The organism is Sulfitobacter sp. JL08, from assembly GCF_003352045.1.
Classification (GTDB): Bacteria; Pseudomonadota; Alphaproteobacteria; order Rhodobacterales; family Rhodobacteraceae; genus JL08.
The window spans coordinates 3,042,007-3,065,251 of sequence record NZ_CP025815.1 but is presented as its reverse complement, the minus strand read 5'-3'; the positions used below and the strand labels follow the sequence as shown (position 1 = coordinate 3,065,251).

Below are 23,245 nucleotides of genomic sequence, written 5' to 3'. Positions count from 1 at the left end.
GATGGCCTATGACGCACAAAACCAGCGCGAATTCAAAATCGTAGGGACGCGGGCCAAACGCCCCGACGGGATAGACAAGGTGACGGGCAAGGCGCTGTATGGCGCGGATATGTATGCGCCCGGAATGCTGTACGGGCGTATCCTGCGCAGCCCGCATGCCCATGCGCGCATCGTGTCAATCGATGCATCTGCGGCCCTGGCCCTGAACGGCGTCAAGGCGGTTGTGACCCATGCCGATCTGACACGTCCCGATGATGAATATCTGGCGGATATTGCTGACAATTGTCTGGCGCGGGACAAGGCGCTTTACGACGGGCACGCGGTGGCGGCTGTTGCGGCGGTCAGCCGCTCTGTGGCCAAGGCGGCGATCCGTCTGATCAAGGTGGAATACGAAGTGTTGCCCCATGTCACTGATGTGGACGAGGCGATGAAGCCCGGTGCGCCCGTTGTGCAAGAGGGGCGCGCGGACGAATCTGTTGGCGCGGATATGTCCCAGAACGTCACCAGCCATTTCGAATTCGGGCACGGGGATCTGGACGCCGGATTTGCCAAGGCCGACAAGATCATCGAACGCAGTTTCAAAACCGCGGCCACGCATCAGGGCTATATCGAACCCCATGCCTGTCTGGCGTCGCTAGGTCCGGACGGGCGGGGTGACTTGTGGTGCTGTACGCAGGGCCAGTTCATGGTCCGGTCGGTCTGTGCACCGCTGTTGGGCATGGACGCCAGCCAGTTGAAGGTGACGGCATCGGAAATCGGCGGCGGGTTTGGCGGCAAGACAACCGTGTTTATCGAACCTGTCGCGCTGGCGTTGTCGCGCAAGTCGGGCAGGCCGGTGAAAATCGTCATGACGCGTGAAGAAGTGTTCCGCGCCACGGGGCCGACTGTGTCGTCATCGACCGATGTGAAAATCGGCATGACAAAAGATGGCCGGATCACCGCCGGGCAGGCGCGTCTGCGCTATCAGGGCGGTGCGTTTCCCTGTGGAACCGTTGAATTCGGTGCGCAATCGGCCTTTGCCGCCTATGATCTGGAAGCGGTGCGTACGCTGGGCTGGAATGTGATGACAAACCGCCCCAAAGAGGTGGCTTATCGCGCGCCCGGTGCGCCCATGGCGATTTACGCGGTGGAAAGCGTGGTGGACGAGCTGTGTCAGGATCTGGGTCTTGATCCGCTGGATGTGCGCCTGAAAAACGCCGCCCGCAAAGGAACGTTGTCGTCCTATGGCCCCACATTCAACGAAATCGGGCTGGTTGCAACGCTGGAAGCGGCCAAGGCACATCCGCATTACACTGCCCCCCTGGGTGAAAATCAGGGGCGCGGTTTGTCCTGCGGCTTCTGGTTCAATTTCGGCGGAAACACCTGTGTGTCGCTGAACATCGATTCCGACGGCACGATCAGCGTGGTCGAAGGCAACCCCGATATCGGGGGATCGCGGGCATCGATTTCGATGATGGCGGCGGAAGAGCTGGGCGTTCCGCTGGACAAGGTGCGCACGGTCATCACCGACACAAATTCGATCGGTTACAACGATGTGACCGATGGCAGCCGTGTGACCTTTGCGGTGGGGCTGGCCACGATCAAGGCGGCGCGTGCCGCGATCAAGGAAATGTGCGCCCGTGTTGCCAAGATCTGGGGCATTGACGAAGAGGCGGTGATCTGGGAAGACGGCGCCGCCAAACCGTCTGGTCCGAATGCGGGTGATTTCGATCCGATGACACTAGCCGAGATTGCGGCAATTTCGGACAATACCGGCGGCCCGATTGCGGGCCATCACGAGGTGAATGCCGATGGTGCCGGTGTCAGTTTCGGTGTGCATCTGGTGGATACCGAAGTGGACCCCGAAACCGGAACCACAAAGGTTGTGCGCTATACGATTTTTCAGGACGCGGGCAAGGCGGTGCATCCCGACTATGTCGAAGGCCAGATGCAGGGTGGTGCGGTGCAGGGCATCGGCTGGGCACTGAACGAAGAGTACATCTATGGCGAAGACGGCCGCCTGCAAAATCCGGGCTTTCTGGATTACCGGGTGCCGGTGGCATCGGATCTCCCGTCGATTGAAACGGTTATTCTGGAGATTCCCAATCCGGGCCATCCTTATGGTGTGCGCGGTGTCGGGGAAACGCCGATTGTGCCGCCGCTGGCCGCGATTGCAAACGCGGTGTCGCGCGCAACCGGTGTACGCATGACGGAACTGCCGATGTCGCCGCCCAAATTGCTGAAGGCGATGTCAGACAAGGGCTAGGCATGGTTCAGGTAAAGCTTTGGGGGTCTTTGCGCAGCCTGGCCGATGGTCAGGCGGTTGTCGAGGTCGAGGCCAGGAACTTTAAGGAACTGCTGGACCAGCTGGTGGAATTACATCCCGCACTTGAACCGCAGATCAAGCGCGGGGTGTCCCTGGCGCTGGACGGAGTGATTTACCGCGATGCGTGGTTTACGCCCTTGTCCGACAAGAACGAGATTGTGCTGCTGCCCTACATGGTGGGCGGTTAGGGAAAGGCCCGCGATCAGATCCGCATCAGCATGCGTTCGCGGTTGAAAATGTAAAAACCTGTGACGACGATTATCATGGTTCCAAGAACCGTCCACATATCGGGGAAATGCCCGAAAATGATCCATCCGTAAAAGGTGCCCCAGATAATCAGGGTGTACTGCACGGGGGCGACGACCACGGTCATCCCCACCTCGAGCGCCTTGACGAACAGCAATTCCGCCAGCGCGGCGAACCCGGCGACACCGATCATCAGAAGAACCTGATTAAAGGTTTCGGGCGTTGTCCAGAAAAAAGGCAGGGGCACGGTAAGCACGATGATGCTGACAAAGGCGGTGTAGGTGATCGTGGTGGCAACTCCATCCTGCACAACCAGATTGCGCGACAAAACCTGCCGGACGGCAAAGCAGGTCGCGGCCAGCACCACCAGCAGCATTGCAGGGTGAAACGAAGCAAAGCCCGGGCGAATGATGATCAGGGTGCCGATAAAGCCGACGATCACCGCGCTCCAGCGGCGGATGCCGACAGGTTCCCCCAGAAACAACGCGCCCATTGCCGTGACCATGATCGGCGCTACGAAACACACCGCGACCGCATCCGCCAGAGGCACAAAGCGCAGGCCGAACACGAAAAACGTGGCCGTCATCAGGGCCAGAACACCCCGAACGACCTGCAGTGGAATGTTGCTGGTGCGCAGGATCTGGCCGCCCTTCATCGCCAGCAGAACCAGGGCACCCAGCAACAGACCCATCTGGCGGGTCCACGCGATCTGCATCGGATGAAACGCTTCTGTCAGCACCTTGACCTGTGCATCGGAGGCCGCCACCAGAAAAAATGCAAGCGACATGTACATCATGCCCAGAACGCCGTCTGGAAGGGATCTGAAAAGCGTTCTGTTGTTTTGCGGTCCGGTGTTGGCGCGCACGCCGTTTACGTAGAATCCGGGGTTGGTGGACGGGCTGGCAACCGCGCGGGCGGACGCATCGGAATCCTGCGTATTATGATCGCCTGATGGTTGCATTAAAGTTTAGATATACACTTCTACCGAATGGTTCCAGCCGTTTGTCCTACAAATTCCGGCGTTTAGCAACTTGGTAAACACAGTTTGCAAAAAACTTTCCACGAACCGGGATGACGATTGTGCCTGACTCGCTTTGTGCTATCAATGCCACAGGTGTGGGAGCTGAACTTGGAATTGAGTATTTCGAGGCGTATTGTCCAAGCGACAGATACGGTACGAAATGCGGGGTACGACGTGTATCAACCGCATTGTGCCGAGGATGTTCTGGATCTGGTACGCCGAACCGGACGAAAATATCAGACGCCAATGCTGTCTGTGGCACGGAATGATTTTACCGACGCAGAAGCCATCTGGCTGTTCCTGATGCATGGCGACAAGGTGATTGGCGGCTTTGCGTCGAAAGCCGTTGATCTGAGGAACGAAAGTTTCGAAGACTATATGCGGCGAACCAGCAAACATCAGTATAATCGCAACGAAGACCCGATTGAACGGGTGTCACCTGTGATGAACAAGATGATTTACGGCCGCCATGCCTATCTGGGCGAACTGGAGCTGCACGAATCCTATCGTGGCAAGCGCAGTGTCGTATCGGCCTTTGCCAAGATCGTGATGGGGATCACGTTTCTGCGCTGGCCCGAGATCAATTGCGCCTATGCGTTCATTGCCGAGCACCACAGGCGGTTGACCTATGATTACGGGTTCTGCTGTTCGATGCTGAACCCGATCACATGGAAAGACCCCGTTCCCGACGGGCGCCGCAGCGATCATACTCTGGCATTGATCACACGGGATCAGTTTTTCGACGAATGGCGTTAAGTTAAAGCGACAGTTGTTCCGCGTGCAGCAGGGTGACATCGCCGACACCCTTCATCTTGACGCGCCGGATCAGGCGGCGGTAGCGCACGGTGATTTTCTTGCCGTCGATCATGCCTTCAAAGGTCACATCGTCAAACGGAAAAGATTCCTGGCTGACGCGCAGATGGGCGGCTTTGACATTGTCCAGAATGGTTGAATTGAACGTTGTCAGGCGGCGTTCGAAATGGTTTTCATCCTGAATTTCCAGCAGCCGAGTCGACAGGCTGACCGGGCCAAGCTTGAGCGGTTTGGGGATATTTTCGTCGGGAGACATCGGTTGGTAGATGTCGACAGCCTGGCATATCCCGTCGAGATCGGAAATCTCGCCGCCCTGTTCATCGATCCAATCCATCACGTCCTGTCCGCGCAGGCGGCCGTATTTTTCCAGAATGTGCATCCGCACGAATTGTGTGACCGAAGGCGCAAAGCTTTTCGGCAGGTCCGGGATCATCGGATCCGGCTGGATCGACAGGATCGTGTTGTCGCGCGAAAAGTATTTATGCGGTATGTTGAAAGCGCAACATATCGCATCAATGGTCTTCCACGGCAGATCTTGCCCCTTGTTCAGCTGCTTGTTCAGCGTGCCGAATTTCAGGCCGGCATGGGCCGCGAATTGCGGCCGGCTTAACCCTAGGGTTTCTCGGATTCGTTCCGCTTTTGCAGCGGGAGTGATCTCTGGCGGTTCAATCATTCCGTTAGTGTACAATTTTACACCTATGTGTGTCAAGCTTGACACAAAGCGCGAATCCAGTAACAACGTCAGCGTGTACCTGAGGTGGGTCAGGGCCGCGCTGCTAGAGTCTCATAGCATCCGAGAGGGGAAGGTGAGAAGGTTTGTTGCCTGTTTCATTTTCATTAGTTCCTCATTTTCCCCTCTCACTGCTCGCGGCGCCACTTTTCAGGTGACCACAACATATCGTGCTTTGATGGTGGAGAATCGCATGTTGTACTGGCTCTGATATCAATAGATCGCTTCAGGTTTTTCCTGCCACCGTTGAATCTCCATTCTGCTTTGCACGGCTAAGCCCCTAAAACCTAGAGTAATTCTTGCGGTAGTGTAAAAGTGTACACCTATAAGTTTCTTTATTGACACCTGACGCGCAACTGTGTCATAAGGTGAGTGTCCCAGAAAAGTTCGTTTGCCGTGTTGCGCTGTTTGCAGCGGGGTGTTGTTAACCAGTTACCTATGTGGAATTTGCCTGTGACCAATTTTACCCAGTATTCGGTTCCGCAACAATCATCGCTGTATGATGATGTTGATCTTACCGAACCGATGCGCCCAAGTCGCACAATCAGCATGTCCGATATGCTGGCTATTATCGCGGCGTTCTGTGGTGCAGTTACGATTTGCACAGTGCTGATAAAGCTATGGTTTTGAGTATGAGTTCGGGTGTGAAAAAGATGACGTGCAAGACTGGCCCGGCACGTGCAAACGAAACTTTTCGAAGTGTTGCGTTTGATCAGTTGAAGAGTTTTGAAGAAAAGACATTCTGAAACCAAAAGACACCCTGCCGAGGCAGAGTGTCTTGGGGTGTAGTTAGTAACGAGTTTGAAAAAGAGTATTTCTTCGTATGGAGAGGGTGGGCTCTCCATACTTTTTACATTCTTCTGTCTATGTGGCAAAATTATGGCACATTGGCCGTTTTCTTTAAAATTTGGTTAACAAAACAAGGCGCGCTTCGGCACGCTAACGTTGTTTGATGGGGTTTTCGCCCTGAACCAACGCGAAAATCGCCAGGATAAACGTGGCGAGACGCATTGTGGTAACTCATTTGGGTTGACCCATTCAGAATGCGGCTAAACAGATTTTTGACCACGTTTCTTGACCTTGATGTGCGTGGATTTGAAGCCCCGCGTTTTCTGATGCAGATGAGTGATTGCCTGGATCGTTTTGAGAGATCAACTGTTGCCCTAGTGTCTTGCCGCAGCGTTCGACAGTGTTGCCATGTCATCTGATTCAATAGCATAAGCGCCGACTTTGGATGTGAGTAACCCCGCCGAGAAAAAGGCTTCGGCCATCGCGACTGCGCAACCGATACCATCAATCACGGGAATGCCGAATTGTGTTGAAATACTCTCGGCCAGATCCGTCATGCCCGAACATCCCAGCACAACCGCGTCAGCGCCATCCTGATTAACTGCAGCCTTTACCTGCGCTTCGATCCGTGTCCGTGCGAGTTGTGGGTCACGCTCCAGTGCCAGAACCGGCACATCTGCAGCCCGTATCCCAGCGCAACGCGCCGACATTCCGTATTTCTCAAGATTTTCGTACAACCCAGCGACGGAGCGGGGGAGAGTCGTAATCACGGAAAACCGGCTGGAAATCATGCTTGCTGCGTGAAATGAAGCCTCGCCAATGCCGATGACAGGCCCGGTTAGCATACACCGCAATGCGTCTAGGCCAGTATCATCAAAACAGGCAATGACCGTAGCGTCGGCATCGCTATGGCGCTCTGCAACGCCCAGAATTCCGTCAAGACTGCGCGCAATATCCAGATATCCCTGAATACTGGCCGGTCCGGTTTGAGGTTGCTCCGTGACAACCTCCGTACCCGGTCTTGCAAAACGCCGCGCGACCGCGTCGATCTTATGGGTCATCGTGGTGGTGGTGTTGGGGTTGATGACGAGCAGCTTCATTGCGGGTTCATCCAGTTCTGAGAGCGGTTGTTTTGCCAGAGTGTTTCCGGTTCGGAAAGCAAATGTGACAGGCCAGCATCCTTGATTGCACGGGCCGCGGTGCTTGCCGCGTCGTCCAGAACCGTTTCGGTATCCAGTGTTTGCGAAATCCGACCACGCAATACGAATTGGCCATCCACAATTACACTGTCGACATCGGCCGCCGTGGCAAAATGGGTCAGCTTGTGCAGCGGCATATTCGGTGGATAAAGGTGAGGCTTGCGCAGGTCGACAAGAACAACGTCAGCTTTCTTGCCAATTTCGAGTGATCCAATTTCGTCAGCAAGGCCAAGCGCTCGGGCTGCATCGATCGTCGCCATTTCCAGTACCTTGCCTGGTGGCATCCATGACGGATCGGCAAAATGTCTGCGATGGTAATGCATGCATTGGGCCATATGGCGGAACATGTCATACCCGCGATCCGGCGCTGCCGCATCAGACCCCAACGCGACGGTGACGCCTTCACCAATCAGTTCAGGGACCGGACAGCGGCCCAGAATGGACATGATGGCGCTGGGATTGTGAACGATGCTTGCGCCACTGCGTTTTACGGCATCGATGTCTTCTTGGGTCAGGTCCACCGAATGTGACAGAAGCGCATGCGGCCCCAGCACGCCAAATTGTTCTGTAAAGGCAATCGTGCCGTCGCGATGTCCGTCCTGGGTGAACAGCACGCCGCGACGCGTACAAAGGTCGCCAACAGCTTCGGACATGCGGCGGATTTCGGGTTCGGGCACAGTTTCACGATCATTGCGACCGTAGACCGGCATGATGACACACAGGCCGGTCCGCGCGCCAAGGACATCATTGCGGCGCGCGATCAGGTCTTCGCTGACTTCCATCTGTCGGTCAAAGTGAACCTGCTTATCGGTACCATCCAGCCCGCGGTAGGTGCGCGGAAAGGGGGGGCGGCCCGGGCCGACGGCCAAAACCGTTCGCAACCCGCTTTCGCGCGTAACATCGCAATGGGCATCGCCAAACGCGGGATCATCGGTGCGGTAGATATCCGCGCCGCCGCCCAGCAGGGTCAGGCAGGTCGTAACACCCGACATCAGCCGCTCCAACTGGGCTAGCCGCGCTTCGGCCTGCCAGAATGACAGATCGGAATGGCGCGCATAAATTGTTTCGCAAGCTGCGAACCAGGCATCGCCATCGCCTGCGCCCAGCGACCTGATCAACCCGTGACCGGCATGGGAATGGCTGTCAATAAGGCCGGGGATCACCGCCATACCGTGCGCGTCGATAACCTGTTTTGCAGTCTGCGCCAAAGGCGCCAGATCGGTATTGCTGCCAATTTCCGTGATGCGGTCTTTTGTAATGGCCAGCGCGCCGTTCTCGATCACCCTGCGGTCAGGATCGACAGTGACGATCGTTGCATTGCGGATCAGAATGTCGGTCATGATGTGGCCTGTCGTATTGGAAAACTGGGAGCGAAAATCTCTTCAACAGGCGGATGTTCAAAAGTACGGTCCGGGTATTGTGCAACCATTCCGTCAAATTGGATCTGCGCCTGTGCACGCATGGCGACAGGATCGCAATCGGGCATGGCGCCGTTCTTCATAACGATACGTCCGTCGATCACGACAGTGCGCACATCGCGCCCCGACCCGTTCAGCAGAATGGTCTGGATCGGGTCGATAACCTGTCCGATCGCGGGATCATCCAGCGCGATCACATTGATATCTGCCCGTGCACCGGCGACAAGTCGACCAAGGTCATCCCGGCCCAGAGCCCGCGCGCCCCCAAGGGTTGCGGCCGTGTAAAGATCCGCAGCCGAGGTCTTTTCGGCATCGCCTGCCAACCGTGCGGTCATAAGACCCATCTGCATGTTCAGGATCATGTCGGGCGGGTGGGTGTCTGTTCCCATGCCGATGACTATGCCTCGGTCGCGGTAACCGGCTAAGCTTTGCAACATGCTACCGCCCCGCGCCATGACCAGCGGACAATGGGCAAGGGCCGCGCCGCTGTTGGCCAGTATGTCAAGGTCAGGGGCAGAATGGGAAATTCCGTTGACGCCCGAGATATAGGTCAGGTGCGGCAGGATTGCGCGCGGCGACAGAAACCCAAGATGATCCAGCCATTCCGGCGGGCTTTTCCCATGCAATCTGAGGACGCTGTTGTATTCAAAAGCCGATTGGCAGCAATGAAGGCGGACGGGAACGTCCAGATCGCGCACAGCCTGTGCCGTGCCGCGCAAAAGGTCGGGCGTGCAGGTTTCGATCCGGTCTGGAGATAGCATAGTGCGGACCAATCCGCCCGCTGTGTTTTCGAACGTTTCGCAAAACCGACGTGCTTCTTGCAGACCGGCCAAGCCACGTGGTTCATCAAAGTGAAAGGCGATTTCGCCGGCTTTTTTTACATATGTGTTGCCGCTGCGATATGCGGGGCCGAGGTAAACGCGCAAGCCCAGATCTGAGGCGGCTTCGGCAGCGCCTTCGAATTCGTCCCATGTTTCGCCCCATGCACGGTAGAAAAGGGATGCGATCGGCAGCGCGGTCGTGATGCCATTCCGGATCAGCCGCGTGAAGGCATAGCGCTTTTGCCACCGCAATTCTTCGGGTGTATACATTTCGCGCGGGCCAGCCTGCATGTAGCTTTCCGGCCAGACACGGCCTTTTTTCCACGCGGGCTGATTATCAAGACCCAGGACGGTCGTGTCGAGATCGGACAGCGCGTCAAGGTCAATAAATCCTGGGCCGATCAGTGCGGCGCCGCAATCGATCCGCTGGTCGACGTTCCCCGGAAAACCATGGCCGACGAATACGATCGCGCCATCTTCGAACACAACTTCTCCGAAAGGCAGCAGAACATGGCCGCCGTTTTCGTATCCGACAACCCATTCAGCTGTCATCAGGATACGGCCCTTTTCGCGACGGACCTTCATGGCATCCTGCTTTGCGTTTGGCCATTCCGGGCGACGATACGCCCACCCTTGAGAACCAACCGGCGTGGTGGATGCGAAACGACCGCATGGGTTACGCTTTCTGCGTCGACCAGAACCAGATCGGCCCGACTTCCGTTTGTCAGCCCATAGTCTTTCAGGCCGATCATTTGAGCGCCTCCGAAAGTGCAGCACCAAAGGGCGTGTTCAACATCTGCATCGGCGCGCAGATTATTGCGCAGGCCCAATAGCATTGCCCGCTCCAGCATGTCCGCATTGCCATAGGGGCCCCAAGTGTCGCGGATGCCGTCAGATCCGGCACACAGTGTCACCCCTGCCTCGCGTAAATCCGTGGCCAACGGCACCGGGCGCGATGGCGTTGCGACAGTGGCAATGTGAATGCGTGCCTCTGCCAATCGCTGAACAAGGGCGCGGGCACGATCACGGTCGGGCATGCCGAGGCAAAACGCGTGGCTGATCGTGACATTTCCCTGCCTGGCATGAGCCAAGGTGCGGTCAATGATCATTTCCATGCTGAACGCTCCAAGTTCGCCCGGTTCGTGCAGATGAATGTCAATCGGTTTACCGTGCCGTTCCGCCAGCTCGAAAACCGCGTCAAGATGCCCTTTGGGGTCGGCGTCTATTCCACAGGGGTCTAACCCGCCCACAACATCGGCGCCAACGGCAAGCGCCTGGTCCATCAGTTCCAGTGTGCCCGGACGGCTCATCAAACCTGACTGTGGAAAAGCCACAGTTTCAATGTCGATCTGTCCGGCCAACTCATCGGCAGTGCGCAGCACGCCTTCCAATCCAGCCAGTTTGACGTCTGTATCAATGTCCACATGGCTGCGGATCACGGTTGATCCGTGCCCAAGCGACAGCAGAGCCTGTCGGGTGGATTGCCGGTGTGGATCAATGTCCCATTCCGCGCGCAACCGGCGTTCGGTATCGATCTTATCACGCAATGACGGGCCGGCTTGATGCATGCGCCACCCCATGCCCCAAAGCGATTTGTCCAGATGAGTATGAGCTTCGACCAAACCGGGCAGCACTAAGGCGCCTGCTCCATCTTCAACGGCTACACCAGGAGCAGGTGACTGCCCCGGCTCGATACGGGATATGCGCCCGCCTTCGATCAACATATCTGTCTGTTCTGCGCCCCAAGGGCGCACGTTCTTAAGCAACAGGGTTTCATCAGCCATCGCATTCTCCGGTCTCGAGCGTTTTTGTGGCCGTCAGAACGAACTGCCTGTCTGCCACGATGTAATTATCGGCGTGCAAGCGGGCGATGGGTTGATAGACTTCCGGGCGCACATAACGGCCCTGATCGTCCAGACATGCATCACGGACGTGCATTTGCACAACTTCGCCCAGAACGATTGCTCGGCGGGGATAGTCGATCACCTGGCTCAAGCGGCATTCCATCGAAGCAGGGGCCTCGGACACGCGCGAGGGTGCGACCTTGAGAGACGCTGCATGGCTTAGACCGGTCAGAGAAACTTCGTCCACATCGTCGGGAAACCCTATGCCGCAGTCCACCATCTGTTGCGCAATAGCGAGGTCGCAAAGGCTGACAACAAATTCACCACTGCGCCGGATGTTGCGCATGGTCTCTTTCTCGGTTCCGTCAGGTTTGGCCTGAATGCCCAGAATGATAATAGGTGGATCCTGCGAGAAGACGTTGAAAAAGCTCATGGGAGCCGCGTTTGGGGTGCCGTCTGCGCTGATGGTTGAAACAAGCGCAATGGGTCGCGGTGCAACAAAGCTGCACAGCAGGCGATAGCGATCGTTTGGCGGAAGTTGTTCGAAATCGAACTCCATCAGGCGATGCCCCTTGCAGGTTCGGGTTTGGTTTGCGTCGTGATGCGCCCTTCCAAAACGGCATGGCACGCCACTTTGGTTTCACCTGCGCGCTTTATCAAAGCGGGCGAGGTTGTACGGCATGTATCGTTTGCCAAGGGACAGCGCGGATTAAAGGAACATCCTGGCGGGGGCGCAATCGGGTTCGGAACTTCGCCGATCACCGGTACGCGGTTGCGATGGTGCATGGTGATATCCGGCACGGTGTCCATCAGGAGCTGTGTATAGGGATGCTCGGGCGCAGAGAAAATCTGTTTGGCTGGACCTGCTTCGACCAGACGCCCCAGATACATCACGCCGACATAATCGGACATAAAGTCTACCACAGCGAGATCGTGGCTAATAAAAAGATAGGTCAATCCCAATTCGTCCTGAAGATCGCGCATCAGATTGAGAATTTGTGATTGGACTGACACGTCCAGCGCTGAAGTCGGCTCATCACATACAAGAAAATCGGGGCGCGATGAAATCGCCCTTGCGATGGAAATCCGCTGACGTTGGCCGCCAGAGAATTCGTGCGGGAATTTTTCGCCATCGCGGGCAGACAACCCGACCATTTCCAGCAATCGGCCAACTTCAGCACGTTCTTCAGTACGGTTTGACGTGATGCCAAAGCTGCGCAGTGGTTCGGCGATGATGTCACGCACGCGCCAGCGTGGGTTCAAGCTGGCAAAGGGGTCCTGAAAAATCATCTGAATCCGTCGGCGGTAATCGCCGCGATCAGCGGCTCGCAGATTGGTCAGATCGGCGCCTTCAAACCGGATCGTCCCATCGGTCGGTCTGTGCAGACCGACAACCAGCTTGGCAACGGTTGATTTTCCACAACCACTTTCACCAACAAGACTGAACGTTTTGCCACGCGGAATAGCGATGTCCAGCCCGTCAACCGCCCGCAAGTGGCGTGTCGGCGCGCGTTCGATAAGCCTGTTCAGAAACGGGGGTGACAGATCGAATACCTTGCTGACACCTTGGACTGAAAGCAGGGGCTCGTTTGGCTTTGCGGTCGTAGTCATGCCAGTTCCTCCTGAAAAAGATGGCAGGCAACTTTCCCGCTTTCGACGGAAAGGGGTGCTGGTCGCTCGCGCCGGCATACGGCCATTGCCTTTGAACAGCGCGGGTGGAACGCACACCCGTCAGGTAGATCTGTCAGGCGGGGCATAGAGCCTTCAATCTGGGTCAGGCGACGGTCTTTGCCGCCGATGCGCGGAATGGATTGCATCAATCCGGCGGTGTAAGGGTGGTGAGGGTTTTTGATGACCTTTTCAACGGGTCCGATTTCGACAACGCGCCCGGAATACATAACCGCGACGCGGTCGGCGGTTTCCGCGATAACACCCATGTCATGTGTAACCAGAATGACTGCGGCACCATGATCCCGGCACATCTTGCGCAACAGATCGAGGATCTGTGCCTGGATCGACACGTCAAGAGCGGTGGTTGGTTCATCCGCAATGACGAGAGATGGATTGGCGCAAAGTGCCAGTGCGATAACCACCCGCTGCCGCATTCCACCGGAAAACTGATGCGGGTATTGATCCACGCGCGCATCTGGCGCCGGAATGCCGACTTCTTCCAGCAACCCGATTGCGCGCGCCCGTGCCGCGTCACGGCCCAACGGCAGATGCGTTCGTATCGTTTGGACCAGTTGCTGCCCGACTGTCATAAGAGGATTTAGGCTCGTCAGTGGATCCTGAAAAATCGCGCCGATCTTGCGGCCACGCAAGCGGCGCATCTCTTCTGTGGACAGCGTGTCGATACGCTGGTCTTCAAAATAGATTTCGCCTCGGTCAATGCGTCCGGGGCGCTCCAGCAACCCGGTGATTGCACTTCCGGTAAGCGATTTACCTGCGCCGCTTTCACCGACCATGCCCAGAATTTCGCCCGGTGCCAGATCAAAAGTGATGCCATCAACTGCGCGAAGCGGCCCGCGACGGGTATCGAAACAGATTGCCAGGTCGCGTACGCTAAGCAAGGGGCATTTAGTCGTTGTCATGTGTATTATCCTTATCAGCGCAGTTTCGGGTTCAGCGCGTCGCGCAGCCAGTCACCCAGCAGGTTCACTGCCAGCACAAGAACGACCAGCGTCAGCGACGGAAAGATCACAACCCACCACACGCCCGAAAACAGGTATTCGTTACCCACACGGATCAGCGTTCCAAGGGATGGGTTGGTGGGCGGCATACCGACGCCAAGAAAAGAAAGTGTCGCTTCAATCAGGATCGCCATGGCAAGGTTGATGGTGGCAATCACCAGAACCGGTCCCATCACATTGGGTAGGATGTGGCTGAACAGTATCGCGACGGGGCGGCGACCGACCAGTTGAGCAGCATAGACATATTCCCGCGACCGTTCGACCATGGTGGAACTGCGCACTGTACGTGCATACTGGACCCAGGTCGTGATTGTGATGGCAAAAACCAGAACGATCAGGGCGGCGCTGTCGTGCATCTCTCGCGGAAGCGCGCCGCGGGCAATACCGCTGATCAGCAGCGCAACAAGGATTGTCGGAAAGCTGAGCATGACGTCAGCGATACGCATAAAGAACGCATCGACCAGACCGCCGAAATAGCCGCTGATCAGTCCGATCACAATGCCGATGACCATCGCCAGAGCCACGCTGACGAAACCGACAAAGAGCGAGATGCGCGAGCCGTACAGAATGGCAGAAAGCACATCGCGCCCCTGATTGTCAGTGCCCAAAATGAACCTTGGGTCACCGCCTTCAATCCAGAATGGGGGCAATTCGCTGTCCCAAAGGTTCAATGTCGAGACATCGAAAGGCGTATGTGGCGCGATCCAGGGTGCGAGCAGTGCAGCCAGAACGATCACCAGCGTCACAACCGCGGCGATGACCGTGACGTACGAAGTGCGAAAGCTGTAGAACAAATCACTGTCAAGGATCGCTGTAATGCGCGACTGCGGGTAGGATTCCATCGACATTATCAAGCCTCCTTCAGGCGCGGATCAATCGCGAAGTAAAGCAGATCGACAATCATGTTGATTGCGACGAAAACCAACGCGACCATGACCAGATAGGCGGACATGACCGGGATGTCGGCAAAGCTGACTGCCTGTATGAATAGCAGCCCCATTCCGGGCCACTGAAAGACTGTTTCGGTGATGATGGCGAAGGCGATCATCGAGCCCAGTTGCAATCCGACGATTGTAATAACAGGCATAAGCGTGTTGCCGAGCGCGTGCCCGAAGTTTACCGCACGGTTGGTCAGTCCGCGTGCGCGGGCAAAGCGAACGAAGTCCGAGCGCAACACCTCCATCATTTCGGCGCGTACCAGCCGCATAATCAGGGTGACCTGAAACAATCCCAGCATGATTGACGGCAAAACAAGTGATTTGAGTCCGCTTGTCGTCAGAAAGCCGGTACTCCACCAGCCGATTTGCACGGTATCGCCGCGTCCAAATGAGGGAAGCCAGTTAAGCCATACAGAAAAAACAAGAATAAGCAGGATGCCGGTGACAAAAGTTGGTACCGAAATACCCACAAGAGAAAGCATCTGTAACGTGTTACTGAGAACCCCCTTCGGATTAAGGGCAGTATAAATGCCCATCGGAACCCCCAGTAACAATGCAAAGATGGCCGCGGCCAAAACCAGTTCGAGCGTTGCAGGCAGACGTTCGGCGATCATGTCTGCAACCGGACGCTTGTTACGGTAAGAGAGCCCGAAATCGCCCTGAGCGGCACCAGTGACGAAACGGGCAAATTGTACAGGAACGGATTGGTCCAGTCCGAGTTGTTCCCGCAATTGCAGCCGATCTTCGGACGACGCGCTTTCAGGGAGCATGCTGTTTACCGGATCACCGATGAACCGAAACATTGTGAAAGCGATGAGTGCGACGGCAAGCATGACCAGAACGGACTGGATCAAGCGCTGCAAGACAAAGGCGATCATGATGGTCTCCTGTCCGGCTGGTTTGTGCCGGGTCAATTGCAATCTGAGGGGAGTGCTCCGCGCGCTGGGAGCGTACGCGCGGAGCAAGTTGGTCAGCGGGTCGGGTTTATTCGACCTTAGCGTACCACAGTCGGGGTTTGTTGTCGGCAGTGAGTGGAATGCTCACGCCGTCACGCACGGCCCAGGCCAGTGGTTGCTGATGCAGTGGGATGATTGCCACGTCGTCACGAGCTATCTTTAACGCTTCGGTCATCATCGCGTTGCGTTTTTCCGCATCAAGTTCTGTCGCAACCTGAGTAGTCAGAGCATCGATCTTCTCGTTCGAGTAACCGCCGGGGTTCCACGCCCCCATCCGATCACCCGGAGTATGCAGCAGTGCCGATAAAACACTGTAGGTATCCAGCATTGGCAATGTCGCCCAGCCCACCATGTAAATGTCAGAACCACCCGCCAGCACTTTTTCGAAGTGCTTTGACTTCGTTTGAGCATTCAGGCGCGCTGTAACACCGATCCGTGACCACATGGCGGTGACAGCTTGGCAGATTTCTTCGTCGTTGACATAGCGATCGTTGGGGCAGTCAAATCCGACTTCAAAACCGTCGGCATACCCGGCGTCAGCCAAAAGGGCCTTGGCTTTTTCAAGGTCGACTTCGGGGCGAATGTCTTCTGCTGCGTCATAGCCCGGTACCGGAGGGGCGACCAAGAGGCCGGCATTGCGTGAGCGATCCCGCATGATCTTATTGCGGATCAGATCCATATCGATCGACCGCCACAGCGCGTCGCGCACCCGCTGATCCTGCAGGGGGTTGGAATCGGTCAGGTTGGAATCTAGCAATTTGTCGCCTTGGTTCATGCCCAGCATGATCGTGCGCAATTCCGGTGCAACGATGACGGCTACCCCTTCCGCACGATCAATCCGTTCGATATCTTGCAGGGGCGCAGGCGTGATGAAATCCAATTCGCCGGACAAAAGGGCTGCTATGCGTGTGGCGTCAGAACCGATCGGGCTGAATTCGATCCGCGTCAGGTTATGCTGAGGTTCGTCCCACCAATTTTCATTCACTGTCAGTACTGTGCGAGCATCGGGCTGACGGCTTTCAAGTATGAATGGGCCGGTGCCGTTTGAATTTGCAACGGCAAAATTTTCACGTCCGCTGCGCATGTCGGCTGGCATCAACGCATCATGTTCAGCCATCCATTCCTGATCCAGGATCAAGATATTGGTCAGATAGTTAAGCACAATGGGATCTGGTCCGTTCAACACGAGATCAACAGTGTATTCGTCAACTTTTTCGACAGACTTCAGACCGGGTATGTTGCTTTTCACCGGTGATGTTTCGTCGCTGGCACGCTGCAACGAGGCGACCACGTCGTCTGCTGTGAACGGGTTGCCGTTGTGAAAGCTGACGCCTTCACGAAGTTTGAAGCGCAGGCGCGCCGGTTCCACAAACTCCCACGAAGTCGCCAGAGCGGGTTCCACTGCCAGATCCTGATTATAGCGCACAAGACCTTCATAGACGTGGTTGAGAAATCCGATTGTGTTGCTTTCGGTCATTGAATGCGGGTCCATCGCCGCAATATCGGTGGAATCGGCCATACGCAGGGTATTGCCTAAGGCCGCACCGGCGAGACCCATGGCCAAGGCTGTCGCTGCCACGCCAAGTTTTAGGGGGACACGTACGTTCATGTTTCACTCCATGTTGATCAATTGGGTTGCAACGCTTCTTGTGGCGCCTTTCGAAGAGCGTTGCAGGAACGTATACAATAATCAAGAAAAATCGTATACAAAGTTTGCATGCGTTACGGTGTGCGATTTTCTTTTTTTGGTTTTGCCCTATAAGAATACAGAGTTAGGGTGAAAAAGACTGGTACTGGAGCCTGCGAAATGAACAAGACATTCGCCGAGACGGCGGCGGGGATAGGCCCGAAATCCATTGCCGGTGGCACAGAGATTGACCGAATCTACGCGCATATCTTCGATGCGATCGTGGGGCATCGTCTTCAGCCCGGAACGCATCTGAAAGAAGACGAACTGTGCGAAATCTACGGTATCGGTCGAACACGGATGCGGACCGTCCTGTCGCGTCTTGCTGCCGACCATGTGGTTGAACTGGTCGCCAATCGCGGGGCCTTTGTGGCCCGCCCGACGGTCGAGGAAGCCCGCGAAGTGTTTCGCGCCCGCCGTTTGCTGGAGGGCGACCTGATCCGCCGTGCCGCCGAGCGCCGCGATCCTGCAATGCGCGTGGCCTTGGAAGAACACATGGTGTGCGAGCGCGAGGCCCGTGATGCAGGCGACGTCAGCCGCGTGATCCGACGGTGCGGACGTTACCATCAGGTTCTGGCCGATCAGGCCGAAAGCCCGATCATGGCGCGCTTTGTGCGCGAGTTGATTGCCCGTTCGTCACTGATCATTGCGGTGTACGAGACGAAAGCCCCTGACAGTTGCGAAATCGATGAACACCGCGAACTGTCAGATCTGGTCCTGAGCGGCAAGGCGGACGAGGCCGTCACATTGATGGACAGGCACTTGCGCGGAATTGAAGACAGGTTGGTTCTGGACAACAGGGAAGCCCCACAAAGCGAGTTGATCAGTAGCTTAGGAACCTTCGAACGTTAATTTGTGTTTGAACAGGTAGAAGGGTGTTGATCAAGTTTGGCCGATAAATGGGCTATCACGCTTTTTCTTACGGCGCGGATCCTTGGGATGTCTCTCAAATCCTGATGTGACCCCACCCAAACCGGAACCCGGATGTCCGGCATCTTGTCGGGCAAATGAACAAGGTTCGGAAGGCTTTCACCGACAAAGGTAGGCAGGATTGCAATTCCTGTGCCGTTCTGGGCCATGCGCGACAAGACTGTAAAGCTGTCGGAACCCGATCCCAGAGCCTCGCCTGGAATGTTGTTGGATAACCAGTTCGCGGCCGCTGACCTTGCCAAGGGGCCTTTCAGCCCAAGCCATTTATCAAGGTCTTGCGATGTCCCGAACGCCCGGAAAACAAGGTGGGCCGCGGTTTCCGCGATCATGTCTTCTGGTAATGACATGGCTGGGCGTACGAACAAATCAGCCTCCATGCGCGCGAAATTGACGTGGCTGTTATTACTGAGCAATTCGATTTCGAGCTGTGGAGATTCTAGTTTTAGCGTGTTTACGACGTCCGGAAGCAGATATTGGGAAATCGTATCGGTGGATGATATCCTGACCACACCGCTGAGCAGTGGGTTGGCACCTTGCATCAAACGTTCAACAGTCAGGACGCCGTTCTCCACCTCTCGGACAGCCTGAACCAACGCTTCTTTGCCTGGCATCAGCCGGTAGCCATTGGCGTTTTTGTCAAAGATGGGCCCGCCGTATTGGGTTTCAAATGCTGCAATCCGGCGTAGGACGGTCGCGTGATTCACGCCCAGATCGCGGGCGGCGGCGCTGACAGACCCTGCCTCGATCACGGACAGAACGTATTTTAAGTTATCCCAGCTTGAGCTGTGCATAAATAGATAAAGCCTCTGCGTTTTTTCTCACTATCTTCGATTATTCACACAGCTAGACTTATTCTCTTACTGATTTTTTTTGGAGGGAAGCACATGAAATCGGGGATGCTCGGGATTGGTGGAATTGTGACTGCCGCCGTTATCGCTACTTCGGCTCTTGGCGATGGTCACGAAAATAAGGCCATCCAGGCGGCAGTCAAAGCACGACAGTCGCAGATGATACTTTATTCATTCAATCTTGGCCTATTGGGTGGAATGGCCAAAGGGGACATCGAATATGATGCAACTGCTGCAAGTGCAGCGGCAAGCAATCTGGCGGCTTTGTCGCAGTTGGATCAATCGCGTTTGTGGCCGCAAGGCTCTGATACCGAAGCGCTTGGTGCGGACAAGACCCGCGCGCTGCCAGCGATATGGCAAGCCGATAGCACCGCGGGTGAAAAGGGTATGGCGCTGGTCACCGCTGCCATCGCGATGGAAGGTGCCGCAGGTGGCGGTCTGGAAGCGCTTCGCGGTGCAATTGGGGAGGTAGGTAAGTCATGTGGCGGTTGCCACGATGATTATCGCCAGACCGAGTAACACCTGACTGGTACGCTTTGAAGGAGGCTGGACCAGAGGTGAAATCTCGACGGTCGGCAGGTGAGTGAGACACGTGCCGACCGGAAACTCAATTGCGCGAGTTTCCTTTGACCAATGAATTCCTCACCACGACTATGATTATGGTCTCAACGATTATGGTCTCAACCGATTAAAGCCTGAAACCTGCGCGGCATCGGGCAATCAATGTTTACCTTGTTGTCCTGCCACAGCTTTTCACAATCCGTTCCCGTTCCCGCTTTTATGGTATTGTTAAAGCTCAAAACGAAAGGATGAAGCGATGAAAATATTGAAAAGTGCTGCGCTGCTGCAAATGGCGCTGATCACTCAACTTGGCATGGCACAGGCACAGGAGCATCCGATGGGCTTCTTCGTGACCAGCATCGGTTTGGGCGATGGGGCAAATCTGGGTGGACTGGACGGTGCCGACGCGCATTGTGATGCACTCGCAACCGCGGCGCGAATCGAAGGGCGCACATGGCGCGCTTACCTCAGCACCCAAGAAGACGGCAAACGTGGCGTTTCTGCCCGGTATCGTATTGGAAGTGGTCCGTGGTATAATGCGCATGGTGAACTGGTGGCAAGTGATCTGGACGAACTGCATCTAAGCCCCAATATCATCAAACGGACTGCGGTTGATGAAAATGGCAAAAAGATCAACGGTGTTGGCGACAATCCCAACGAACACGACATTCTGACCGGGTCCATGGCCGATGGAATGGCTTACTTCCCATGGGCCGAAGGTGATCATACCTGTTCCAATTGGACAAGCAACGGCGAGGGCAGTGCACAAGTGGGTCACCACGATCGCCATGGCGGTGGCAACACATCGTGGAATTCGGCACATGGTTCCAGGGGATGCGGGCAGGAAGCGCTCAATGGCACGGGTGGCGCAGGGCTGTTTTACTGCTTTGCCGCCGATTAAGGCACTTGATCATTGAAGTGAAAAAAAGACGCGGCCTGTTCCTTTTGTAGAACGTGCCAAAAGGTGCTCTTTGGCACAGGTAAATGCAAAACGCTGGAACCGCATACCAACGCGTTAAAATCGGCCGTTGGCCCGATGGAGTCGCTTTGCGGCCAATTGCTGCGGCGGTATCAAAGCCAGCCTTTCAGACTTTCGTCTGAAATCAGGTCAGACTTTCGAACAGCAGTTGTTGGACGTTCTACAGATGCCGGGCGGGTGTTTGAACCCCATGGTGGGCGTATCTTTCAACAATGGAGACCGAACATGACACGCTCGAAACTTCTTCTAACCACTTCCCTTTGTATGGTTCTATCAGCACCGGCATATGCATCGGGCAAATCTTTTGGCCAGATTGACACGAACAAAGACGGTTCACTCAGTCGGAGCGAACTTGCGACTGCGTTCGGCACGCGCGGTGCAGATGGTGTTCTTGATCGAGATGACCTGAACAACGATGGCGCAGTATCGTTGGCCGAGGCTAGATCGTCAGGTAGCGACAGCGAAAGTGATGACAGCGAAAGCGACGACAGCGAAAGTGATGACAGCGAAAGTGACGACAACGAAAGCGATGACAACGAAAGCGATGACGGCGGCGAAAGCGATGACGGCGGCGAGGGCGGCGATGATAGCGGCGAGGGCGGCGATGATGGCGGTGAGGGCGGCGATGATGGCGGTGAGGGCGGCGATGATGGCGGTGAGGGCGGCGATGATGGCGGCGAGGGCGGCGAGGGCGGCGATGATGGCGGTGAAGGCGGTGATGATGGCGGCGAAGGCGGTGATGATGGCGGTGAGGGTGGAGACGACTAAACAACAGTCCGCACTTTTCTGAACCAACTGACAAGTAACCGACTGGCATTCATTGGAGGTCAGTCGGCAAGGCAGGAACATTCGAATAGCAATTAAAGTTCCGGGAGCCGTATCTTAGTCGTCGATTTCAATACCGTCGGGAACTTTTGCCGGTAAACAAAACCTTCTCAAGCGAAGAAACCATCATGATCTCAGAAACCAAATTCGAAAAACTGTTTTCCTCACCGTTGTTCCGGTACGACGTTGCAAATCACGAAGCTCTCAGTGCAGAACTGCTGGCCGAAGGCGCCGCAATGCGTCGGGAAGATGATGGTGTTGTCAAATCGAACCGTCGCGGATGGCATTCGACTGGAAATCTCTTCACGAGGGATGCGGACTGCATCACCGAACTGCGCGTCGCAGCAGAAATGGCGGTTCTCAAAGCGACACGCAAGATGACGAACAAGGTTGATCCAGAAACGCTGAAGATGAAGCTTTTTGGTTGGATGAACGTTAATCCAAAGGACGGATACAATGCGCCGCATACCCACCCCGGTGCGCATTGGTCAGGTGTGTATTACGTCTCGCAACCGGAGATCAGCGAAGGTTCTTCAGGTATGATCGAGTTCGTGGCCCCGCGTGCTGACTTGCCGCAATGGGAAATTCTGAAAACCAATGCCTTTCGTTTGAAAAAGTGCATTAGACCGGCTGCGGGCGAAATTATCCTGTTTCCTTCCTATTTGGTTCATTGGGTCTATCCAAATGAGGTAGAAGCAGATCGGGTCACGGTCGCGTTCAATGCAACTTTTCGAAAGTAACCACGGTTCGGGGAACCCTGTCGCTGAGGTGCTTGAACGATCTGCTAAAACTCAAGGACTATAGTCCGATGAAAAATTGCTAGCGTGCTTTAACGTCAAGTCGCGAAAGATGTGGACAAAGAGGAACCATGAGACTGACGGCAACCGCCAAATACCTAATTCTGTCGATCTTGTTCGTGGTCTTCCCATTCCGATTGGAAATGGACCAGGCGGGAAAATTCACCCTCGTAATGCCCTACGCGCTTGCAAAGAGTGGCTCCGGCAGTGATGGCGATGGAGAGGGCGGCGACGATGGAGGCGATGGCGAGGGGGGCGATGATGGCGAAGGTGGCGACGACGGAGGCGATGGCGAGGGGGGCGACGATGGCGAAGGTGGCGACGACGGAGGCGATGGAGAGGGCGGCGATGACGGCGAAGGTGGAGATGACGGAAGCGATGGCGAGGGTGGTGACGACGGCGAGGGAGATGACAGCGGAGACGATGGCGAAGGTGATGATGGCGAAGGTGATGATGGCGGGGAGGACAGCGAAGGCGAATCTACTTCCGGAAGTCGTGGCGAGAGGTCAAGCCCCAGCAAGATGCAGAAGCTTTCTGACGGCGCCCGGGTGTTTTTTTCAGATGGTAGCTGGGAAGAAGTCAGAAGTGGGCTGTTCACGCATACAGATCGCAACGGCCAAGTAAGAGAACGCCGACCTGCTCGGGGTAGTGATCTGGCACGTCTACGCGCTTACTTTGGAGGGCACCAAGCCCAGACTGCGACAGAGCCACCCAAAATCAACTCTCGAGCGGTAAAGGCCATCTATCGCGGGCGGAATGTAGAAATACTTTACGCCAATGGTTGGCGAGAACTGATCGAGTTCGGAAGATTCAGATTGGTTGATCAATATGGCAGAGTGGTGGCATCG

At 55.9% G+C, this 23,245-nt stretch carries 22 protein-coding genes; 9 read left to right on the top strand and 13 right to left on the bottom strand.

Annotation, left to right across the window (positions count from 1 at the left end):
- Nucleotide 1: 1 nt before the first annotated feature.
- Nucleotides 2-2,245, top strand: a complete 2,244-nt coding sequence (locus C1J05_RS15100; RefSeq protein ID WP_114870975.1) for a xanthine dehydrogenase family protein molybdopterin-binding subunit — start codon at nt 2-4, stop codon at nt 2,243-2,245.
- A gap of 2 nt (nt 2,246-2,247) precedes the next feature.
- Complete coding sequence (locus C1J05_RS15095; RefSeq protein ID WP_114870974.1) at nt 2,248-2,493, top strand: MoaD/ThiS family protein; 246 nt, start codon at nt 2,248-2,250, stop codon at nt 2,491-2,493.
- A 14-nt stretch (nt 2,494-2,507) separates the two neighbouring features.
- On the opposite strand, the gene C1J05_RS15090 is transcribed toward C1J05_RS15095, so the two are convergent.
- The gene (locus tag C1J05_RS15090) at nt 2,508-3,512 is read right to left on the bottom strand and encodes a DMT family transporter (RefSeq protein WP_254684615.1); all 1,005 of its coding nucleotides are present in this window, start codon (nt 3,510-3,512) and stop codon (nt 2,508-2,510) included.
- A gap of 234 nt (nt 3,513-3,746) precedes the next feature.
- On the opposite strand from C1J05_RS15090, the gene C1J05_RS15085 reads away from it, so the two are divergent.
- Nucleotides 3,747-4,328, top strand: coding sequence for a hypothetical protein (locus C1J05_RS15085; RefSeq protein WP_114870973.1), 582 nt, complete (start codon nt 3,747-3,749; stop codon nt 4,326-4,328).
- 1 nt (nt 4,329) lies between these two features.
- On the opposite strand, the gene C1J05_RS15080 is transcribed toward C1J05_RS15085, so the two are convergent.
- The 11 genes from C1J05_RS15080 to C1J05_RS15020 form a co-directional block, all read right to left on the bottom strand.
- Nucleotides 4,330-5,058: a helix-turn-helix domain-containing protein gene (locus C1J05_RS15080; protein ID WP_114870972.1), complete on the bottom strand. Its 729-nt coding sequence runs from the start codon at nt 5,056-5,058 to the stop codon at nt 4,330-4,332.
- Nucleotides 5,059-6,278: 1,220 nt separating this feature from the next.
- Nucleotides 6,279-7,004, bottom strand: coding sequence for an aspartate/glutamate racemase family protein (locus tag C1J05_RS15065; protein ID WP_114870969.1), 726 nt, complete (start codon nt 7,002-7,004; stop codon nt 6,279-6,281).
- Nucleotides 7,001-8,443 carry an amidohydrolase family protein gene (locus tag C1J05_RS15060; protein ID WP_114870968.1) on the bottom strand — a complete coding sequence of 481 codons (1,443 nt, stop codon included), beginning with the start codon at nt 8,441-8,443 and terminating at the stop codon, nt 7,001-7,003. The genes C1J05_RS15065 and C1J05_RS15060 overlap by 4 nt, the downstream gene beginning before the upstream one ends.
- Nucleotides 8,440-9,927 carry an amidohydrolase family protein gene (locus C1J05_RS15055; RefSeq protein WP_114870967.1) on the bottom strand — a complete coding sequence of 496 codons (1,488 nt, stop codon included), beginning with the start codon at nt 9,925-9,927 and terminating at the stop codon, nt 8,440-8,442. The genes C1J05_RS15060 and C1J05_RS15055 overlap by 4 nt, the downstream gene beginning before the upstream one ends.
- Complete coding sequence (locus C1J05_RS15050; protein WP_114870966.1) at nt 9,924-11,126, bottom strand: amidohydrolase family protein; 1,203 nt, start codon at nt 11,124-11,126, stop codon at nt 9,924-9,926. Before C1J05_RS15050 ends, C1J05_RS15055 begins: the two co-directional genes overlap by 4 nt.
- Nucleotides 11,119-11,745, bottom strand: a complete 627-nt coding sequence (locus C1J05_RS15045) for a flavin reductase family protein (RefSeq protein ID WP_114870965.1) — start codon at nt 11,743-11,745, stop codon at nt 11,119-11,121. The genes C1J05_RS15050 and C1J05_RS15045 overlap by 8 nt, the downstream gene beginning before the upstream one ends.
- Nucleotides 11,745-12,797, bottom strand: a complete 1,053-nt coding sequence (locus tag C1J05_RS15040) for an ABC transporter ATP-binding protein (protein ID WP_205388968.1) — start codon at nt 12,795-12,797, stop codon at nt 11,745-11,747. Before C1J05_RS15040 ends, C1J05_RS15045 begins: the two co-directional genes overlap by 1 nt.
- Nucleotides 12,794-13,777 carry an ABC transporter ATP-binding protein gene (locus C1J05_RS15035; protein ID WP_114870963.1) on the bottom strand — a complete coding sequence of 328 codons (984 nt, stop codon included), beginning with the start codon at nt 13,775-13,777 and terminating at the stop codon, nt 12,794-12,796. The genes C1J05_RS15040 and C1J05_RS15035 overlap by 4 nt, the downstream gene beginning before the upstream one ends.
- Nucleotides 13,778-13,791: 14 nt before the next feature.
- The gene (locus C1J05_RS15030) at nt 13,792-14,724 is read right to left on the bottom strand and encodes an ABC transporter permease (RefSeq protein WP_205388964.1); all 933 of its coding nucleotides are present in this window, start codon (nt 14,722-14,724) and stop codon (nt 13,792-13,794) included.
- 2 nt (nt 14,725-14,726) lie between these two features.
- Nucleotides 14,727-15,692 carry an ABC transporter permease gene (locus C1J05_RS15025; protein WP_114870962.1) on the bottom strand — a complete coding sequence of 322 codons (966 nt, stop codon included), beginning with the start codon at nt 15,690-15,692 and terminating at the stop codon, nt 14,727-14,729.
- A gap of 106 nt (nt 15,693-15,798) precedes the next feature.
- Nucleotides 15,799-17,139 carry an ABC transporter substrate-binding protein gene (locus C1J05_RS15020; protein WP_254684614.1) on the bottom strand — a complete coding sequence of 447 codons (1,341 nt, stop codon included), beginning with the start codon at nt 17,137-17,139 and terminating at the stop codon, nt 15,799-15,801.
- Between the two features lie 438 nt (nt 17,140-17,577).
- Between C1J05_RS15020 and C1J05_RS15015 the strand changes: the two genes are divergently transcribed.
- Nucleotides 17,578-18,309, top strand: a complete 732-nt coding sequence (locus tag C1J05_RS15015; protein ID WP_114870960.1) for a GntR family transcriptional regulator — start codon at nt 17,578-17,580, stop codon at nt 18,307-18,309.
- On the opposite strand, the gene C1J05_RS15010 is transcribed toward C1J05_RS15015, so the two are convergent.
- Nucleotides 18,306-19,178 (bottom strand): LysR family transcriptional regulator, encoded by an 873-nt coding sequence (locus C1J05_RS15010; RefSeq protein WP_114870959.1) that lies wholly within the window; start codon nt 19,176-19,178, stop codon nt 18,306-18,308. The two genes, C1J05_RS15015 and C1J05_RS15010, sit on opposite strands and share 4 nt — an antisense overlap.
- A gap of 93 nt (nt 19,179-19,271) precedes the next feature.
- Here C1J05_RS15010 and C1J05_RS15005 point away from each other — a divergent pair, with 93 nt between their 5' ends.
- From C1J05_RS15005 to C1J05_RS21570, 5 genes are all read left to right on the top strand, one after another.
- Nucleotides 19,272-19,754: a c-type cytochrome gene (locus tag C1J05_RS15005; RefSeq protein ID WP_114870958.1), complete on the top strand. Its 483-nt coding sequence runs from the start codon at nt 19,272-19,274 to the stop codon at nt 19,752-19,754.
- A 298-nt stretch (nt 19,755-20,052) separates the two neighbouring features.
- A complete protein-coding gene (locus tag C1J05_RS15000; protein WP_114870957.1) occupies nt 20,053-20,697 on the top strand; it encodes a hypothetical protein in 645 nt (214 codons plus the stop codon).
- A gap of 303 nt (nt 20,698-21,000) precedes the next feature.
- On the top strand, nt 21,001-21,543 hold the full coding sequence (locus C1J05_RS14995) for a hypothetical protein (RefSeq protein ID WP_162798103.1): 543 nt from the start codon (nt 21,001-21,003) through the stop codon (nt 21,541-21,543).
- A 185-nt stretch (nt 21,544-21,728) separates the two neighbouring features.
- Nucleotides 21,729-22,340: a TIGR02466 family protein gene (locus tag C1J05_RS14990; protein ID WP_162798102.1), complete on the top strand. Its 612-nt coding sequence runs from the start codon at nt 21,729-21,731 to the stop codon at nt 22,338-22,340.
- Nucleotides 22,341-22,604: 264 nt separating this feature from the next.
- Complete coding sequence (locus C1J05_RS21570; RefSeq protein WP_205388962.1) at nt 22,605-23,021, top strand: hypothetical protein; 417 nt, start codon at nt 22,605-22,607, stop codon at nt 23,019-23,021.
- The last annotated feature ends 224 nt before the right edge of the window (nt 23,022-23,245 follow it).

What these genes read in the sequence shown, in the direction of transcription:
- C1J05_RS15100 (WP_114870975.1), top strand. Translation starts at nt 2, where the DNA reads ATGGCCTATGACGCACAAAACCAGCGCGAATTCAAAATCGTAGGGACG.
- C1J05_RS15095 (WP_114870974.1), top strand. Translation starts at nt 2,248, where the DNA reads ATGGTTCAGGTAAAGCTTTGGGGGTCTTTGCGCAGCCTGGCCGATGGT.
- C1J05_RS15090 (WP_254684615.1), bottom strand. Translation starts at nt 3,512, where the DNA reads ATGCAACCATCAGGCGATCATAATACGCAGGATTCCGATGCGTCCGCC.
- C1J05_RS15080 (WP_114870972.1), bottom strand. Translation starts at nt 5,058, where the DNA reads ATGATTGAACCGCCAGAGATCACTCCCGCTGCAAAAGCGGAACGAATC.
- C1J05_RS15065 (WP_114870969.1), bottom strand. Translation starts at nt 7,004, where the DNA reads ATGAAGCTGCTCGTCATCAACCCCAACACCACCACCACGATGACCCAT.
- C1J05_RS15060 (WP_114870968.1), bottom strand. Translation starts at nt 8,443, where the DNA reads ATGACCGACATTCTGATCCGCAATGCAACGATCGTCACTGTCGATCCT.
- C1J05_RS15055 (WP_114870967.1), bottom strand. Translation starts at nt 9,927, where the DNA reads ATGAAGGTCCGTCGCGAAAAGGGCCGTATCCTGATGACAGCTGAATGG.
- C1J05_RS15050 (WP_114870966.1), bottom strand. Translation starts at nt 11,126, where the DNA reads ATGGCTGATGAAACCCTGTTGCTTAAGAACGTGCGCCCTTGGGGCGCA.
- C1J05_RS15045 (WP_114870965.1), bottom strand. Translation starts at nt 11,745, where the DNA reads ATGGAGTTCGATTTCGAACAACTTCCGCCAAACGATCGCTATCGCCTG.
- C1J05_RS15040 (WP_205388968.1), bottom strand. Translation starts at nt 12,797, where the DNA reads ATGACTACGACCGCAAAGCCAAACGAGCCCCTGCTTTCAGTCCAAGGT.
- C1J05_RS15035 (WP_114870963.1), bottom strand. Translation starts at nt 13,777, where the DNA reads ATGACAACGACTAAATGCCCCTTGCTTAGCGTACGCGACCTGGCAATC.
- C1J05_RS15030 (WP_205388964.1), bottom strand. Translation starts at nt 14,724, where the DNA reads ATGTCGATGGAATCCTACCCGCAGTCGCGCATTACAGCGATCCTTGAC.
- C1J05_RS15025 (WP_114870962.1), bottom strand. Translation starts at nt 15,692, where the DNA reads ATGATCGCCTTTGTCTTGCAGCGCTTGATCCAGTCCGTTCTGGTCATG.
- C1J05_RS15015 (WP_114870960.1), top strand. Translation starts at nt 17,578, where the DNA reads ATGAACAAGACATTCGCCGAGACGGCGGCGGGGATAGGCCCGAAATCC.
- C1J05_RS15010 (WP_114870959.1), bottom strand. Translation starts at nt 19,178, where the DNA reads ATGCACAGCTCAAGCTGGGATAACTTAAAATACGTTCTGTCCGTGATC.
- C1J05_RS15005 (WP_114870958.1), top strand. Translation starts at nt 19,272, where the DNA reads ATGAAATCGGGGATGCTCGGGATTGGTGGAATTGTGACTGCCGCCGTT.
- C1J05_RS15000 (WP_114870957.1), top strand. Translation starts at nt 20,053, where the DNA reads ATGAAAATATTGAAAAGTGCTGCGCTGCTGCAAATGGCGCTGATCACT.
- C1J05_RS14995 (WP_162798103.1), top strand. Translation starts at nt 21,001, where the DNA reads ATGACACGCTCGAAACTTCTTCTAACCACTTCCCTTTGTATGGTTCTA.
- C1J05_RS14990 (WP_162798102.1), top strand. Translation starts at nt 21,729, where the DNA reads ATGATCTCAGAAACCAAATTCGAAAAACTGTTTTCCTCACCGTTGTTC.